Below are 16,663 nucleotides of genomic sequence, written 5' to 3'. Positions count from 1 at the left end.
CGCTTGGGTAAATTGATTTAACTAAACAAAACTCGCAAATTTTAGTGCACATGGACAAAGAACGTGCAGGAATTCAATCGGTCGAGGTGGGTTTTGCCCTGCTGGAGGGGCTGACACGCTCGCGCGGACCGCTCATGCTCAAGGATGTGGCGGCCTCGGCGGGCATGAGCGCGGCCAAGGCGCACCGGTATCTGGTGAGCTTTCAGCGCCTGGGCCTGGTCACACAGGACCCGCGCAACGCCCGCTACGACCTGGGCCCCGCCGCCCTCAAGCTGGGGCTGGCGTCGCTGGCCCGGCTCGATGCCGTGCGCCTGGCGCGCGAGCGCATGCCGGAGCTCATGGAAGCCATCGGTCACACGCTGGCGCTGGCCGTGTGGGGCAACCACGGCCCGACCATCGTGCACTGGGAGGAGTCGCCCCAGGCTGTCACTGCCAACCTGCGCCTGGGCGACGTAATGCCGCTGTTGTCGTCGGCCACCGGCCGCTGCTTTGCGGCGCACATGGCGCCTGATGTGGTGGCGCCGCTGCTCAAGGAGGAGCTGGCCCGCGCCGTGAAGATGCGCCGCACCGACCTGCCCTCGACCATGACCGAGGTCAATACCCTGCTCGCCGAGGTACGCGAACGCGGTGCCGCGCGGGTGGTAGATACCTTGCTGCCCGGCATCGTGGCGTTCTGCGCACCCGTGTTTGACGCGGACGGCCACCTGGAGTTGGGCATCACCACGCTGGGCTCGATTGCCACCTTCGACCCCGAGTGGGGCGGCGCCATCGACGCGCCGCTGCGCGCGGCTGCGGCCCAGCTCTCCAGTGATCTGGGCGCGGGCAGCGCCTGACGGCCCCGGCACGCAGGTAGATGCCACGGCGCGCGCTCTTTCTCATCACAGTCCTGGTGCTGGCCCTGCACTGGCTGGTTCTGAGCGGCGTGCCGCTGGCTTGGGACAGCCCCCGGTCGCCTGTCGGCAAAGTGTTCAGCACGCGCAGCATTGCGGCCCCGCCGCCACCCGCTGCCGCTGTGGCAGCTGTGGCAGCCGTTGCCCCCATTGCGGCGAAACCTGCGGTCGCGCCCAAGCCGCCCGCGCGCCCCAAACCACAGGCACGGGCAACACCCCAGCCCCCGGCCGCCCAGGCGCCACCCCCTGCATCCCCCTCCACCGAGGCCACGGCCCCCAGCACCGAGGCGGGTGCAGACGTCGCGCTGGCCGCCCCCGCCGAAGCTGTCTCGACCGTTGTGGAGGAAACGCTCCCCACAACGGCAGCCTCCCCTGCATCGGCACCAGCCCAGGCATCATCAGCGCCTCTCCCCTCTGAAGCCACAACAGGCGTGGACATCGCCCCGCCCGGGGCTGGCACGGACCACACGCCCAACACGGCACCACCGCCTGTGCGCCTGCCCCCGCCTACACGGCTGGCGTTTGACGTGAGTGGGCAGGCCAAGAAATTTGCCTACAGCGCCCGCGCCGAGCTGCTGTGGCAGCACGATGGCAGCCGCTACGAGGCGCGGCAGGAGATCAGCGCGTTTTTGGTTGGCACCCGGGCGCAGCGCAGTGTGGGTGCGATCACGGCCCAGGGGCTGCTGCCGGAGCGGTTCTCGGACCGGTCGCGCAGCGAGCAGGCAGCGCACTTCGACTACACCAAGAGCCGGGTCACCTTCAGCGCCAACACGCCGGACGCCACCGTGGGCCCGGGGGTGCAGGACCGGCTGAGTGTGTTCATCCAACTCGGTGCCCTGCTCGCCGCCGATCCCGCCCGGTTTGTGACCGGCACCCAGATCACGCTCACCACGGTGAGCGCGCGCAGCGCCGACCGCTGGACCTTCACCATCGAAGGTGCAGAAACACTGGGCCTGCCCACCGGCGCCACGCCCACCCTCAAGCTGCAGCGCCTGCCCCGCAAGGACTACGACCAGAAGGCCGAACTGTGGGTGGCCCCCGCACTGGGTTATCTGCCGGTACGCATCAAGCTCACCCAAGCCAACGGCGACTTCGCCGACCTGCAACTGAGCCGCAGCGGCCCGCCTTGATGGTCTGGAGGGGTCTTGTTAAAAAGTGTTGCGCAGGAGCGCCATCCCACCAAAATAGACCCGCGAAACCGGAAGCACCGGGTTTTCATGAAATACTGCATCGGCAAGGGGACAAAAGCCACGGGCTTTGCCTGTGCCACTTGAACTCTGCGCACCCGCTGTCATCTGACATCTATATCGACAAGGGGAACACGATGCACATGCTCTACGACTCAGAATCCTTCGTGGTGGTCCACATGCTGCCCGACGCCGTGGAGAAAAAGAGCGCCCAGGTGCTCAACGACACCGCCCCCGCCGTTCCCCAGCTCGCGCGCCACGGCTTTGAAATCGTGGACAAACGCTCCGGCAAAGAGGTGTACCTGGACGGCTCCTGGGCCGAGATGTTCCAGGAGCAGATCCTGGCCTGGCAGCGCGACACCCCCACACAGGAAGAAGTGGAAGACGCGCTGGACCGCTATGCGGGCCTGGCACAGAACCCGGTCGTGGTGCACTGACCGGATCCTCCACGGCAGCCATCCCTGGATGGCCCGGGAGGCCCAGATCGGTTTCCTCCATTATCGGCAGACTGGGGCAGCGCCCCCAGTTGTCACACCTCAATCACCTCGGGCGGCAGCCCCTGCAGGTGCCGTTCATGCATCGCCAGATAGGCAGCCTCGATATCACGCGCAAACTGGTGGGTGTTGAACAAGGGGGACTGGGCTTTTTCCGCTTGGAGTTTGTCGCGCAGCGCCTTCAGGCGCGCAGGGTCCTGGGCGAGCGAGATCGCCAGGGCTTCATATTCGGCGGCGCTGTGGGTCACAAGCTCCGGCAGGCCCACAGCATGTAGCAGGCTGGCCGCCACTCGCGCCGCAAACGATTCTCCCAGCCGCGTGAGCACCGGCAGACCCGCCCACAACGCATCGCTGGCCGTGGTGTGAGCGTTGTAGGGCAAGGTATCCAGAAACAGGTCGGCCAACCGGTGGCGCGCCAGATGCTCGCTCAGAGGCAGTCGCTGTGCAAACACCAGCCTCTCGGCCGCCACGCCGCGCGCCTGCGCCTCGCGCCGCAGGCTGTCCTCCACAGCAGGGTTGTCTGCCAGAAGCCACAGAACGCTGTCAGGCACCCCTTGCAGAATGCGCATCCAGCTGTCGAATACCTGCGGGAGGATCTTCTGGTTGTTGTTGAAACAGCAGAACACGCCCCCCGTGGCAGGCAGCCGCGCCTCTTCCCTGGTAAACATCCGGTCACTGATCGCGCGCTGCGAGTCGTTGACCTGGTAGCTGTGCGGCAGGTAGACGAGTTTTTCGGTGAAATGGCGCCGCGCGTCGGGGGGCACAACCACCTTGTCGGCAATCACGTAGTCCATATAGTCTGCCCCGGTCGTCCCCGGGTAGCCCAGATAACCGGCCTGGATGGGGGCGCAGCGGTGGGCAAAAATGCCAAAGCGGCAGCCCGTGGTGAAACCCATCAGGTCAATGGCGATGTCGATGCCCAGCTCCCGCGACAAGCGGGCGATATCGATCTCGCTGCGCTCGCGCACATCGATGAAATGATCGAAACCTGCGACAAGACGCGCGCGCATGGAATCCGTCGCGGGAGGTCCAAACGAAAACGCAAACCACTCGAAGCGTTCACGGTCATGGACTTCGAAAAGCTGCGCTATCAGATACGAAGTGGCGTGGCCGTGGAAATCCGCAGAGTAGTAACCGACCCGGATCTTGCTCCGGCCAGCGTGCACAGGGATGGCGCCTAGCACAGTGGATTCGGGAAACTCCTGCTTCACGGAAGTTCGCGCTGCCTGTTTGTGCAGCTCGGGCGAGTCGAACAACGAAAGGGCGATGAAGGGCTGCACGACCAGCTCGTCGGCCCGGATGCCCCGCTCACATTGCGCCATATCGTTCGCCAGGTGACTCCAATCGCCTGTTTTGAGTCTGTTGCTCGCTAGATACCCCGCCAGATATTGAATGTCTGGCTTGATGCCATACACCGTCATGTAGTCCGTGACAGCGTCCCCATGGCGATTGAACCTGACGTACAGGTTTGCGCGGTTGTAGTACAGGTCTGGCCTTTCAGGCGCCAACCGAATCGCCTGGTCGTAGACGGCAAGTGCTTCTGCATACCGCCCCGCCTCCAGCAACGAAAGGGCTAGAAACGCCAGGATCTCCACGTCGAGTGGGCTCAGTTGGGCAGCCTTCTGAAAAGCCTGTACCGCATTGGACAGTTGGAAAAGGCTGCGCTGCGCGACCCCCAGGTTCTTGTGGGCTTGAACCAGTTTGTCATTGCCCTGAATGGCGGCCTCGAAGTGCGCAATGGCCTGCGTCCACTGCTCCTTTTGCGCCAGGATCGCCCCCTTGCCGTTATGCGCTTCGGCGTGCTGAGGCCTCAGTGCAATAACCTGATCGAAACATTTCAGGGCCTCGTCCGAACGGCCGGCATCGGCGTGCAGCATGCCCATGTTCTGGCACGCGTCCACATCCTGGCCGTCCAGGGCAAAGGCCTGTTCATAACATTTCAGCGCCTCGTCCAGCCGCTCCACCTGGCGCAGGGCATTACCCTTGTTGTTATGGGCGGCAGCCAGTCTGGGCTGAAGGGCGATGGCCCGGTCGTAGCTTGCGATGGCGTCTTCGGGCCGCGACAACTCCTTGAGCGTGATCCCCCGGTTGACGTAGGCTTCTGCGAAATCTGGGCGCAGGCTGGTGGCACGCTCAAAATGCGCCAGTGCTTCGTCATGGCGCTTCAAAGCGCTCAAAGCCAGCCCACGATTGATGTGCGGCGCAGCATCATCCGGAGCCAGCTTGATGGCCTGGCCGATCAGGTCCACCGCAATTTGCAAGTGACCCGCTTGGTACGCCAAAACGCCTTGCATGTGCAGGGCGCCAACGTTTTTGGGGTCATTCTTCAAAATGGTGTTGTAGAGCTGGTTGGCCTGCGCAATAGCGCCCTCCTGGTGTGCTCGCATGGCCTGGTCCAACCACGCAGCCAGTTGGGCTTTTGTCACTTGGGGAGGGCGTATTCCGAAGTTGTAGTGAATGCTCATGATCCAGGGTGTGCAGCGGATAGAAACGCGGAACGGCCGTCACCAGGACAACCCTCCAGCGCCAATAAAAGGGAGATTGTGACGCGAGCGCCCCCTCGGTCAGATCGCCGCTGCCGGATAAATACGCCGATATAGCGGGCCTACCAGCATCAGCACCGCCATCAACCGGCATACCTGAAACGCTGTGACCACGGGCACGCCCAATTGCAGCACCTTGGCGGTAATCGCCATCTCCGTGATCCCGCCCGGCGAAGTACCCAGCAGCAAGGTGACCCAGGGCAACCCCGTGGCCCAGGCCAGCAGGCCCGCGAACAACGTGCACGCCCCCATCAACACCAGCGTACCGGCAGCTACGGATACAAGCCACCGGGGAGCCGTGCGCAGGAAGTCAGCCCGAAAGCGCACTCCGAGACTCACACCGATCACCAGTTGCGCTGCGTTCACCATGGCCGCCGGCACGGCGGACAGGCTGATGCCCGCCATCGTGAGCACCATGGACACGAGCATGGCGCCCATAAACCAGGGGTTGGCACGGCCCAGCCGGTCCATCACCAGGGCACCAGCACCCGTCAGCAGCGCCATCAGCGCCAAGCCGGGCCAGTCCACCGCCCGCACGGTGGGCGGCAGAATGTCCAGGCCATGCAGACCGCTCCACTGCAAGGCAAAGGGAATCGTCACGGTGACGATCAGCAAGCGCAGGCTGTGGCTCGCTGCAACCAAGTCGGTGCGTGCGTTCTCGCGCTCGGACAGCAAGGTCATCTCGGACGCAGCACCAATTGCACCGGCGAAGTAACTGGTGGCGCGCAGCATGGGTGCAGGCACTCCGTGCATGCGCGGTGCATGCAGCCTGTACAGCCAGGCACCAAACAGCCAGCCGAGAAAAAGCGCCCACACGATGCCCAGCACGATGGCCCACCACAGCCCGCTGATCAGCGCCGCCACCTGGGGTGTGAAATAAAGGCCCAGCGCTGCGCCAATGGTCCACTGCCCGGCATTGCGCAGTGGCCCCCAGCTCTGCGTAGGGCCGCCAGCGATCGACACGACGGAAGTCGCCAGCAACGGGCCGATCATCCAGGGCAAGGGCGTGTGCAGAGCCACGCAGCCGACTGCGGCGGCAAGGGCCAGAACAAGCGTTACAAGAACGCGAAAGAAAGAATTCACAGGCATGGTGAAAGTGAGACGGCATCAGTCGATGGCCAGTACACCCTGCAGCCACCATACCGACACTTTCGACCTGGCGACCAGTCCAAATGGGAAAGGGAGACAACGTGAAAAGCCGCATCCCTTTGCCTTTCAGGTTCAGGGGGCACCAGCGCCTCTGAAGTAAGCAATGGTCTGGCGCAATCCAGCATCAAGATCCACACGGGGCTCCCAGCCGCCCAGCAGTTGGTGCGCCAGCGCGATGTCGGGCTGCCGCTGCCGGGGGTCATCTCCCGGCAGGGGGTGGTGGGTGATCCGGGCGGCGGCCCCCGTGTGAGCAAGGACCTTCAGGGCGAGTTCCAGGATGGTGAATTCCCCAGGATTCCCCAAGTTGACAGGCCCCGCCACTTCGTCCGGCGTTGCCATCATGCGCACCAGTGCTTCCACCATGTCGTCCACGTAGCAGAAGCTGCGGGTCTGGTCCCCTGAGCCGTATACGGTCAGGTCAGCGCCGCGCAACGCCTGCACGATGAAGTTGGAGACCACCCTGCCATCGTCCGGGCGCATGCGGGGGCCATAGGTATTGAACAGCCGCACCACCTTCGTGCGCACGCCATGCTGGCGCCGGTAATCGAAAAACAGGGTCTCCGCACAGCGCTTTCCCTCGTCATAGCAGGCCCGCACGCCAATGGGATTGACGTTGCCCCAGTAGGACTCCGGCTGTGGGTGCACGCTGGGGTCGCCATACACCTCGCTGGTGGAAGCCTGAAGAATGACGGCCCTGCACTGGCGGGCCAGCTCCAGCAGGTTCAGCGCCCCCATCACGCTGGTACGCAGGGTCCGCACGGGGTCGGCCTGGTAGTGCACTGGCGATGCGGGGCAGGCGAGGTTGTAGATTTCGTCCACCTCAGCGGCCAGCGGCTGGGTGACATCGTGCCGAAGCCAACGAAAACGCGGCGAAGTCTGGAGGTGGGCAATGTTCTTTTCGGAGCCCGTGGAAAAGTCATCCACGCACAGCACCCCATGACCATCTTGCAACAAACGCTCGCACAAATGAGAGCCGAGGAAGCCCGCGCCCCCGGTCACCAGGATTGACTTAGCCTTCTTCATGGTGTGGTGGCCCCAGGTGCATCCACCGCATTCCGCCCCACCGTCAGATAGTCGAACCCCAAAGCACGCATGGACCGAGGCTCGTAGAGGTTGCGCCCATCCACGACCAGCGGCTGCCGCAGGACTGCCCGCAGGGCATCGAAGTCGGGACTGCGAAACACCTGCCATTCGGTCACGATCAACAATGCGTCGGCATCGCGCGCCGCATCCATAGGACTTTGGGCATAACGGATACGCTCCAGCAGGTCGGGCCGATCCTGCAAATCGTCTTGCAGGCATCGGCGAGCCTCCTGCATAGCCACCGGGTCGAACACCTGCAGCACCGCACCACGCTCCAGCAGTTCGCGCACCAGCACCCTGCTGGGAGCCTCGCGCATGTCGTCGGTATTGGGTTTGAAGGCCAGCCCCCACAGCGCAAGCCGTTGGCCCGAGAAATCCGGGCCGAGCCGCTGCACCAGCCTATCCACCAGCTGCCGCTTCTGTCCTTCATTGACCTGCGCCACCGCCGCCAACAACCGCAGCGGGAGCCCGACGTCATCGCCCATGCGCTGCAACGCTGTCACGTCCTTGGGAAAACAACTGCCACCGTAACCAACGCCGGGATAAAGAAAGCTGTCACCAATGCGCGGATCAGCGCCAATACCCACCCGCACAGGTTCGATATCCACCCCCAGACGATCTGCCAGATTGGCCATTTCATTCATGAAACTGATGCGCGTGGCGAGCATGGCGTTGGCGGCGTACTTTGTGAACTCTGCGCTGCGGCGGTCCATGCAGATAACGCGATCATGGCCATGCCCGAACGGGCGGTACAACGCACGCATGAGATCACCAGCGCGCTGTTCTTCAGGCGACTCACCCAATCCAACGATGATCCGGTCAGGCCGCATGAAGTCGTTGATCGCGCTGCCCTCTTTGAGGAACTCCGGGTTCGAGACCACCGCAAAGCCAGGTGCTGGATGGGCACCGGGCCAGCGCTGGGCAAGCACAGTAGCAACGGCCTTGTGCACCGCTTCGCCCGCGCCCACAGGCACGGTAGATTTGTTGACGATCACCTTGAAGCTGGTCATGTGGGTCGCGATGGCACCCGCCACCTCGAACACATGACTCAGGTCCGCACTGCCATCGTCCGCAGAGGGCGTGCCCACCGCGATGAACTGCACGTCACCGTGGGCAACACCGCGCGCCATGTCGGTGGAAAACGCCAGCCTGCCGGCGCGGACATTGCCGACGATCAACTCCTGCAGCCCTGGCTCGTAGATTGGAACCTCTGCGCGCTGCAGTGTGGCAATTTTTTCGGCATCCGTGTCGATGCACAGGACATCATTGCCCAGCTCCGCAAGGCATACGCCGGTAACGAGCCCCACATAACCGGTTCCGAACAAGGTGAGATTCATGGAAGGGGGCAAAAAAACTGAAAAATCCAAGGCATGGGGCTCGCGCCCACGCGAAGGGCGCCGTGAAGTTTCACACCTCAATCACATCGGGAGGCAGCCCCTGGTGAGCGCGTTCGACCATTGTGGTGTATGCCGACTCGATATGCCGCGCAAAGAGCCGGGCATTGAACAATGGCGACTGGGGCCCCTGTTCCTCCAGCTTGTCCCGAATGCTCCTGAGTTGCGCCACATCGCGGGCAAGCTCTATGGCTCGGGCCTCAAATGCAGACTGCGTCTGGGTGACAAGCTCGGGCAACCCCACGGCATGCAACAGGCTCGCCGCCACTCGGCTCGCAAACGATTGTCCTGAACACGTCAGAACCGGCAGCCCTACCCACAAGGCATCGCTCGCGGTGGTGTGCGCGTTGTAGGGCAGCGTATCAAGGAAGAGGTCGGCCATCCGCTGGCGGGCGAGATGCTGGTCCATGGGCACGCGGCTGGCAAACACGAGGCGGTCTGCAGAAATCCCCCGGGCCTGCGCCTCTCGGCGCAGATTCCGCGCCGCAATCGGGTTGTCTTCCAGCAGCCACAAGACGCTGCCTTCAACGGCATGGAGGATGCGCATCCAGCCGTCAAACGTGGGTGGGAGGATCTTGAAGTTGTTGTTGAAGCAGCAAAACACAAAACCAGTGGCGGGCAAACCCAGTTCGTCGCGGGAAAATGTCCGGTCAGCTACTTTCCGCTGGGAGTCGTTGACCTGGTAGCTGTGCGGCAGATAGACCACTTTTTCAGTGAAGTCGGCCTGGGCATGGGGAGGAATCACCACCTTGTCGGCGATCACATAGTCCATGTAACTGGCGCCGATGGTGCCAGGGTACGCCAGGTAGCTGACCTGAACGGGTGCACACCGGTAGGAAAAACATCTCAAACGCGTCGCTTGCGTAAAGCCCATCAGATCCACAGCGATGTCGATACCAAGCTCTCGTGAAAGCTGTGCAATATCAAGATCGGTACGCTCACGCACATCCAGAAAATGGTCAAAGGCCACCACCAGTCGCTCGCGCATGCTGTCGTGCACCTGGGGACTGACCGAAAACGCGAACAATTCAAATCGCTCGCGGTCATGCACTTCAATCAGCTCTGCAATCAAGTACGCCGAGGGGTGATTGCGAAAATCTGCAGAGTAGTAACCGATGCGAATCTTATCGCCCCTCGCACGAACAGGAATCGCGCCCAACGCTGCAGAGCCAGGCATATCGCGTTCTACAAGACGGCTTGCAATCTCTTTGTGGAGGGCAGGCTGGTCGAACACGGACAGGGCAGAGAATGGCTCAAGGACAGGCTGCCTAGCCCGGATGTCCTGTTGGAGCTGAAGCAGTTCTTCCTCCAGGTTTTGCCAAATACAGCCATGGACCTTGGCGGTAACGATCTCGCTTTGCAGCATCGCCAAAGGAGCGGGCAGCCGCTGGGCCAGATAGAACTGCTGCAAAGCCTCGTCGTACCGCTTCATCTCCCGCAAAAGCCGACCCATGAGGAATCTGGACTCCCCCTGCTGGGGCCGAAGCTCGATCGCGCGGCTAACGTCCGCCAGTGCGCTTTCCAGATTTCTCAGTTGCAGTTGCGCCTCGCCACGGTTGTTGTACGCCTCGGCGGACTGCGGGTTGATCTCCAGCGCCCGGCTGAAGGCAGCAACCGCTTCTGCATACCGGCCCAGCCTCAGCAAAGCCGTGCCCCGGTTGTTGTGCGGCTCCGGTATCTCGGGTGCGCGTTCGATCACCTGGTCCATGCACTCCAGGGTTTCATCAAACTGCTTCATCTGCAGGTGAATGCAGCCCAGATTGAAACGCGCCTGCACATTCGCAGGATCTATCGCCAGCACCTTGCGGTAGCTTTCCATGGCCTCCGGCAACCGATCCAAGGTTTGCAGGACCGTTCCCCGGTTGTAATGTGCGAGCCCCAACCCAGGCGAGAGTGCAATGGCCTGATCGAACGAAGCCAGCGCGTCCTGATTGCGCTGCAGGCGTAGCAGCGCGTTGCCACGATTGAAGTAGGGGTCAACGTAGTCGGGCTTGAGAGCGATGGCCCGGTCGTAGGCGCGAATAGCGTCTGCGGGCCGGTTGGCCATCAGCCATTCATTGCCCCGGGTGTTGCACGCCGTCGCATCATCGGGGAGGGGCGACTCCACAGATCTAACGCCCGCAACCAAGCCCGTTCCATAGTTGATTCCGAATTTAAAACTGGGCTGGCTGGCTGGTATGGCACCAGGCTTGAAGGACTGCCCGAAATGGGGTTTCTTTGTGTCGGTCAAGGTGCTTCCCGATACAGATGAGAGATTGACATCCCGCCATGGTAAACACCTGCGCGGCACCGAACCGCCATCCAGCGCCAGCCGGGCGGCTCCAGGGACAACAGCCAAGTCCACCGCAAAGCAAACCGCCATGGAAAGCGGGTACTGTGGCCTCCTCTTTCTGGGCGCGCTGAGCGCACTGGCGGAGCTTTTCAGCGCTCAGGCGCGCCCCGCCGGTGTGCCATTTCTTGTCCCATCCTGCCCAGCACAGCGGGCTCCAAAAGATGCAGCGCCGCTGGGTAGGCCTGGCGCTCCTCGTGGTGGATATGGCTCGCATAGCGCGCCGCAAATCGATCAAAAATCGCCTCTGCCGATTCCGAGAAGCCTTCGATTTCCCCCTGCGCCAGCGCTTGTAGCGGAACTCGCGCCGCCGCCCAGTCAGCCACCATGTCGACATGGTCCTGTTGCAGCCGCTGCACCAGAGTCCTCATCTCCGGTGCAGCCTGGGCCAGCAACAGCGGGAAGACATGGAGCTCCTCATCCTCATGGTGCAATGGCGCAGCGACATCAAAGTAGCGCAACACATCGCGCGCGGCCTGGCGCGCGCTCTCATCGGCACCTTGCTGGCGGACATGTTCACGCAGGCGGTCCAGCAGTGTCAGCGTGCGCTGCACGCGCTCGTGGCAGGCCTCCAGCATGGCGAAGGGCTCTTCGAACCCGACTGCAGGTGCGCTGAAGCCAGGAACGTGGCGAGCAGGTGCAGAAGTGGACGCCATCCTCGCCTCACCCAAAGCGCACGGGCTGGCCCTGGCGGTCGAAGGGGATGTAGGCACCATGCGCACCGCCCTTGATCGCATCCACCATGCGCTGCAAAGGCGCCTCGGCATCGGCGCTGGTGGGCGCCTTGTTCAGGGTGCCCGACATGGCGGCTGCGAACACCATGGCCCAGTCGTGGCCAGGGGCCGTGAACTGGCTGGCCTCACCGACCAGCGCGTCGAACGAAGGCAGCTCCTGTGGCGTCTTGTCCACGCACATCAGTGGCACCAGCGCGCCGCCCTGCCCGGCTTCAAACCGGGCCCGCTGCGCGGGGGTGGCATCGTCGGGCAATTCAACGGCAGCAAACACGAACAGGAGCCGCTGGGGTTCAGGCTGCATGCGTGCCGCCTCAAGTAGATCGTCGAAGCTGGAAATGTTCATAAAAAATTTCGATGAATTAAAGATGCTGCGAGGGAGGCTTGGTCTTCTCAGAAGCCTGGCACCACGCCCTTGTGCGGGTCTAGCGTGCTCACATAGCTGTCTACTACAGGTCGAGCACGCGCCGCCTTGCGCGATTGCACGGTGCCAATGCTGACAAAACACAGCGCCTGCTCCCAGGCGTCCAGCTGGAACAAGCCGCGCAATCCGGGGGACTTGAGGGCCTTGCCGCTGGTGAGGGCCGATCCGAAGCCCTGTGCAGTGGCCATGAGCAACATGTTCTGCACTGCGCAGCCAGCGGACACCAAGCGCTCTGACAGGTCGATGGCGGGGTCGCCGCACTGGCTATCTACCACCACCAGCATGAGTACCGGGGCACGGTAGGCCTTTTCGCGGGCCTGCTCGGCCTGCTCGGGCGTGGCGGCAGGATCTCGTTCGCACAGAGCCTGCGCAAACACGTCGGCCAACGCCGGCCGCGCGGCGGCGGGCACCAGCACAAAACGCCAGGGCGTCAATTGGCCGTGGTCCGGCGCGTGGGCCGCAGCGCTGAGAATCTGGGCCAGTTCCCCCGCACTGGGTCCGGGAGCAGCCAGGCGTTTAGGCAGGATGGTCTGGCGCGAGTGGATCAGCGCGGCGGCCATGGCGGCGGTATCGTCTGGCGGGAGCGCAGCCGTTGGCACCTGCCGGGGGGCATGGTGCAAAGGCCAGGGAATGACAGCCATCACAGGTCCTTGAAAGAAGCTTCTTCAGCCCGGCCGGCCGTCGGCCCGCAGGCAACCGTACCACCGGCCCAGCCGCACACCCCATACGCCCATGGTGGCGGCCCACAGGAAAGCCGCCACCGGCAGCACCCACACCCACGCCATGCCAAAAACGCCCGGCACTTCTGCCGCAATGCGCAACACGGTAGCCACCTGCAGCAGCCAGAACAATGTCCACGCCGTGTGGTCAGCAACCAGCGCACGGCCACTGTGCCCACACGACACCCGCGTCACCATGGCCAGCATCAGCGATGCCAGGCAGCCCATGGTCAGGGCATGCAGCGCTCCCAGGCCCAGGGTTCCCATGCCATAGCCCCACGCCAGCCACCGCGAAAGCCCTCCGAGCAGAAAGGCAAGGCCGAGCCACAGGAAACCGATATGCAGCATGGCCAGCAACCTGTTCTTGAGGCTTTGTACCAGCCCCCAGACACAGGCCAGCCAGACCAGCACGCCCCCGATCACCAACTGCAGCGTGCCGTGTACCACCCCCCAGGCCGGCCCCGCAGCGCTGGCAGGCAACCCTAGCCAATCCAGCCACACCGCCAGCACCTGCAGCACGGCGGCCGCCAGCATCAGCCACAGCACCCAGAAAGGCCGCCAAGCCTGCACCATGGGCATGGCACTGGAGGTGAAAAATGGAATCATGCGGTGCGCCACCGTGACATACACCACCACTACAAACCCCCACAGGCCGGTGAAGACCCAGGCACGTGCGAGCGCATGGGTGCCCACGGCCAGCCCCAGCCACAGCCCAACAAGGCTGATGCATCCCAGCGTACAAGCCCAGGCGATGGTGCGAGCATGCAACTGGTCCTCGGCCTGGCTGCGCCGCACACGCCCCCAGAACTGCGCGGTCATCCAGACGAGGCCCGCCGTCGCCATCGCCAACCCGACCAGCGCCATGCCCACCCACAGGTGCGCGCCCGCCAGCCACAACAGCCACCCCACCGCCTGCGCCACCAGCGGTGCGCGAATCGCCTCCACTGGCAAAGGCTCCACCCCGAGCCATTTAGGGCCTGCTGTGAACAGGAAGCCGGAAAAGAACAGGGGAATGAATCCGAACGCCATCACGGCCGAGTGCACCAGTGTGGGAGACACTGCATAGTAAAGCCCCCACCCACCGCTGGACCGCGCCACCTGCACCAACGCCCACCACCCCCCTGACACCACCAGCACCACCATGGCCAGGAAAAACCCCAACCGGTGCGGTGCCAGCATCAGATAGCGCCAGCGCCATTGCCTGTCCAGCGACGCCAGCATCTCCGGCGACGGTTTTCCCGACGCGGTGCGCAGGGGGATGACGGGGCGAGAGGTCACCCGCAGGTCCCCAGATGCCCGCACTGCGTGCAGTAGTCGCAACCATCCTTGCGGATCACGGCGTGGGCGCCACACTCGCTGCATTTCTTGCCCGCCATGGCCTGGGGCACTGCCACCGGGGGCGGTGCAGGCTCATCCAGCGGCAGCTGCTGCTGTACCGGGTCGGCCACGCGGCGCGCCAGGATGTTCTGGATGGCATAGGCCATGGCCGCCACCTCGGAGTCGTGCCACATGGGCACCAGCGTGCCGTCGTCCTTGCGATGGGTGCCCAGGCGCACGGGGCCGCGGTCCCAGGCGACCTTGCGCATGTCCGACAGCGCCCGCTCCAAAAAGCCGCCACGCGCTGCGAGCGACAACATGCGCATGCTGGACGTGATCCACTGCTGCGACTCGCCGCTCTGGCCCACGGGCATGAAGAACTCGATGGCGCGGTCCACCGTACCGTTGCCCACGCCCGTGGGCACGGGCAGGAAGGACACGATGAGGTACAGGGTCTTGTGCCCCTCTTGCGTCCAGTATTCGAGCTTCTCCGCCACGGCAGAGAGACCGCCTTGGGGGCGGCTTTCGATGACGGTGCGCATGGGATCCACCGGGGGTGCGGGTGGCACCATGGGCGCAGCAGCAAGCGTGGGCGCAGGTGCAGCGTGGGTCTCCAGCACCGACCCCAGGATGGCGTTGGGTCGGTAGGTGGCCAGGCCCTTGAGCTTGGCGCGCCAAGCCTGAAGGTACAGGTCCTTGAACCCTTCGTAGGGGTAGTCGGCAGGGATGTTGACAGTCTTGGAGATGGCCGTGTCCACAAAGGGCTGCACGGCCTCCATCATGGCGATGTGGCCTTCGGCGGGCATGGCGAGGGCCGAGACGAAATAGTCCGGCAACGCCTCCACATCCCCGCCCAGCTCACGGTACAGGCGCCAGGCATGGTCTTCCACCGCGTATTCGGTCGTGCTGCCGTCGGACTCGCGCTTCTTGCGCTTGTACATCCACGAAAACGGCGGCTCGATGCCGTTGGAAGCGTTGTCGGCAAAGGCCAGGCTCACGGTGCCCGTGGGTGCGATGGAGAGCAGATGGCTATTGCGGATGCCATGCTGGCGGATGGCAGCTTGGAGCGACTCCGGCAGGCGGCTGGCAAACGTGCCTTCGGCCAGATAGCCGTTGGCATCGAACTTCGGAAACACTCCTTTCTCACGCGCCAGGTCCACCGATGCGGCATACGCTGCGTCGCGCATGTACTCGGCAATCCGCGCAGCCATGGTGCGGCCCTCGGGCAGGTCGTAGCGCAGGCACAGCATGGCCAGTGTGTTGCCCATGCCGGTAAAGCCCACACCAATGCGGCGCTTGGCCATGGCCTCGTCGCGCTGCTGCGGCAGCGGCCAGTAGGTCACATCGAGCACGTTGTCGAGCGCGCGCACCTGCAGCGCCACGGCTTTGGTGAACGCGTCAAAGTCAAACGCCGCCACGCCGCCAAAACCAAAGGGGTGGCGCACAAAGCGGGTGAGGATGATGGGGCCCAGGTCACAACAACCGTACGACGGCAGCGGTTGCTCACCACAGGGATTGGTCGCCGCGATGTCTTCGCAATAGTGCAGGTTGTTGTCTTCGTTGATGCGCCCCAGGAACAGGATACCGGGCTCAGCAAAGTCGTAGGCCGACTTCATGATGGTGTCCCACAGCTCGCGCGCGGGCACGGTGGCATACACCCACTGGCCGTCTTCACGCTGGTGGGCGCCCTGGGCGAGCAACGCAGCGCCGGGGCGAGCCTTGTGCACCAGCTCCCACTGTGCGTTGTTCTGCACGGCTGCAATGAACTCGTCCGACACGCCCACCGACACATTGAAGTTATTCCAGCGCCCTGGCGTGCGCTTGGCCGTGATGAACTCGTGCACATCGGGATGGTCGATGCGCAGCACGCCCATCTGCGCCCCCCGCCGCGCTCCCGCGCTCTCCACGGTGGAGCAGGACTGATCGAACACGTTCATGTAGCTGCACGGCCCCGATGCCATGGAGGCGGTGGCCTTCACCTGTGCGCCCTTGGGACGTATGCGGGAAAAATCGTAGCCCACGCCCCCACCACGGCGCATGGTCTCGGCCGCCTCACGCAACGCTTCGTAGATGCCCGGAAAGCCTTCGTCATCCACGCCCTGGATGCAGTCACCCACGGGCTGCACAAAGCAGTTGATGAGGGTGGCCTGTATGTCGGTGCCTGCCGCGCTCATGATGCGGCCCGCGCCGATGGCGCCCGCCTTCAGGTTGGCGAGGAACAAGGCTTCGTACTTGTCGCGCAGCTCCGGTTTTTCGACCGAGGCCAGAGCCCGCGCCACACGCTGGTACAGCTCGTCGGCGGTGGTTTCGCCAGGTTTGAGGTATTTCTCGCGCAGCACATCCAGGCTGATGGGCTGCGGGGACGAGGTGGGCTTGAGGGGGGGCTGAGGTTCGCGTTTCATG

At 63.8% G+C, this 16,663-nt stretch carries 13 protein-coding genes; 3 read left to right on the top strand and 10 right to left on the bottom strand.

Going from position 1 to position 16,663, the window contains the following annotated elements; genetic code table 11:
- The first annotated feature begins 50 nt into the window (after positions 1 to 50).
- From C8C94_RS20925 to C8C94_RS20915, 3 genes are all read left to right on the top strand, one after another.
- Positions 51 to 833: an IclR family transcriptional regulator gene (locus tag C8C94_RS20925; protein ID WP_055396937.1), complete on the top strand. Its 783-nt coding sequence runs from the start codon at positions 51 to 53 to the stop codon at positions 831 to 833.
- A gap of 20 nt (positions 834 to 853) precedes the next feature.
- Positions 854 to 2,020 carry a DUF3108 domain-containing protein gene (locus C8C94_RS20920; protein WP_121422063.1) on the top strand — a complete coding sequence of 389 codons (1,167 nt, stop codon included), beginning with the start codon at positions 854 to 856 and terminating at the stop codon, positions 2,018 to 2,020.
- A gap of 194 nt (positions 2,021 to 2,214) precedes the next feature.
- Positions 2,215 to 2,514, top strand: coding sequence for a DUF3567 domain-containing protein (locus C8C94_RS20915; RefSeq protein ID WP_055392879.1), 300 nt, complete (start codon positions 2,215 to 2,217; stop codon positions 2,512 to 2,514).
- A 92-nt stretch (positions 2,515 to 2,606) separates the two neighbouring features.
- On the opposite strand, the gene C8C94_RS20910 is transcribed toward C8C94_RS20915, so the two are convergent.
- The 10 genes from C8C94_RS20910 to C8C94_RS20865 form a co-directional block, all read right to left on the bottom strand.
- Entirely contained in the window at positions 2,607 to 4,958 is a 2,352-nt protein-coding gene (locus C8C94_RS20910; protein ID WP_233573535.1) for a tetratricopeptide repeat protein, read from the bottom strand.
- A gap of 177 nt (positions 4,959 to 5,135) precedes the next feature.
- Entirely contained in the window at positions 5,136 to 6,203 is a 1,068-nt protein-coding gene (locus tag C8C94_RS20905; protein WP_121422061.1) for an AbrB family transcriptional regulator, read from the bottom strand.
- A 132-nt stretch (positions 6,204 to 6,335) separates the two neighbouring features.
- Complete coding sequence (locus C8C94_RS20900) at positions 6,336 to 7,286, bottom strand: UDP-glucuronic acid decarboxylase family protein (RefSeq protein WP_121422060.1); 951 nt, start codon at positions 7,284 to 7,286, stop codon at positions 6,336 to 6,338.
- On the bottom strand, positions 7,283 to 8,683 hold the full coding sequence (locus C8C94_RS20895) for a UDP-glucose/GDP-mannose dehydrogenase family protein (RefSeq protein ID WP_121422059.1): 1,401 nt from the start codon (positions 8,681 to 8,683) through the stop codon (positions 7,283 to 7,285). Before C8C94_RS20895 ends, C8C94_RS20900 begins: the two co-directional genes overlap by 4 nt.
- Positions 8,684 to 8,753: 70 nt before the next feature.
- Positions 8,754 to 10,970: a glycosyltransferase family 41 protein gene (locus C8C94_RS20890; RefSeq protein ID WP_121422058.1), complete on the bottom strand. Its 2,217-nt coding sequence runs from the start codon at positions 10,968 to 10,970 to the stop codon at positions 8,754 to 8,756.
- A 191-nt stretch (positions 10,971 to 11,161) separates the two neighbouring features.
- Positions 11,162 to 11,725 (bottom strand): hemerythrin domain-containing protein, encoded by a 564-nt coding sequence (locus C8C94_RS20885; RefSeq protein WP_233573534.1) that lies wholly within the window; start codon positions 11,723 to 11,725, stop codon positions 11,162 to 11,164.
- Between the two features lie 7 nt (positions 11,726 to 11,732).
- A complete protein-coding gene (locus C8C94_RS20880) occupies positions 11,733 to 12,146 on the bottom strand; it encodes a hypothetical protein (protein ID WP_055398435.1) in 414 nt (137 codons plus the stop codon).
- A 47-nt stretch (positions 12,147 to 12,193) separates the two neighbouring features.
- The gene (locus C8C94_RS20875; protein WP_121422056.1) at positions 12,194 to 12,865 is read right to left on the bottom strand and encodes a nitroreductase; all 672 of its coding nucleotides are present in this window, start codon (positions 12,863 to 12,865) and stop codon (positions 12,194 to 12,196) included.
- A gap of 24 nt (positions 12,866 to 12,889) precedes the next feature.
- Positions 12,890 to 14,221, bottom strand: a complete 1,332-nt coding sequence (locus tag C8C94_RS20870; RefSeq protein ID WP_233573533.1) for an NnrS family protein — start codon at positions 14,219 to 14,221, stop codon at positions 12,890 to 12,892.
- On the bottom strand, positions 14,218 to 16,662 hold the full coding sequence (locus C8C94_RS20865; RefSeq protein WP_121422055.1) for an adenosylcobalamin-dependent ribonucleoside-diphosphate reductase: 2,445 nt from the start codon (positions 16,660 to 16,662) through the stop codon (positions 14,218 to 14,220). Before C8C94_RS20865 ends, C8C94_RS20870 begins: the two co-directional genes overlap by 4 nt.
- Between the last annotated feature and the right edge of the window lies 1 nt (position 16,663).

It is taken from the genome of Acidovorax sp. 94, from assembly GCF_003634645.1.
Classification (GTDB): domain Bacteria; phylum Pseudomonadota; class Gammaproteobacteria; order Burkholderiales; family Burkholderiaceae_C; genus Acidovorax; species Acidovorax facilis.
Note: the sequence above shows the minus strand (reverse complement) of the source record. Positions and strands in the feature narration are given on the sequence as shown.

Coding starts and splice junctions, on each gene's coding strand:
- C8C94_RS20925 (WP_055396937.1), top strand. CDS start 51: ATGGACAAAGAACGTGCAGGAATTCAATCGGTCGAGGTGGGTTTTGCC.
- C8C94_RS20920 (WP_121422063.1), top strand. CDS start 854: ATGCCACGGCGCGCGCTCTTTCTCATCACAGTCCTGGTGCTGGCCCTG.
- C8C94_RS20915 (WP_055392879.1), top strand. CDS start 2,215: ATGCACATGCTCTACGACTCAGAATCCTTCGTGGTGGTCCACATGCTG.
- C8C94_RS20910 (WP_233573535.1), bottom strand. CDS start 4,958: ATGCGAGCACACCAGGAGGGCGCTATTGCGCAGGCCAACCAGCTCTAC.
- C8C94_RS20905 (WP_121422061.1), bottom strand. CDS start 6,203: ATGCCTGTGAATTCTTTCTTTCGCGTTCTTGTAACGCTTGTTCTGGCC.
- C8C94_RS20900 (WP_121422060.1), bottom strand. CDS start 7,286: ATGAAGAAGGCTAAGTCAATCCTGGTGACCGGGGGCGCGGGCTTCCTC.
- C8C94_RS20895 (WP_121422059.1), bottom strand. CDS start 8,683: ATGAATCTCACCTTGTTCGGAACCGGTTATGTGGGGCTCGTTACCGGC.
- C8C94_RS20885 (WP_233573534.1), bottom strand. CDS start 11,725: ATGGCGTCCACTTCTGCACCTGCTCGCCACGTTCCTGGCTTCAGCGCA.
- C8C94_RS20880 (WP_055398435.1), bottom strand. CDS start 12,146: ATGAACATTTCCAGCTTCGACGATCTACTTGAGGCGGCACGCATGCAG.
- C8C94_RS20875 (WP_121422056.1), bottom strand. CDS start 12,865: ATGGCTGTCATTCCCTGGCCTTTGCACCATGCCCCCCGGCAGGTGCCA.
- C8C94_RS20865 (WP_121422055.1), bottom strand. CDS start 16,662: ATGAAACGCGAACCTCAGCCCCCCCTCAAGCCCACCTCGTCCCCGCAG.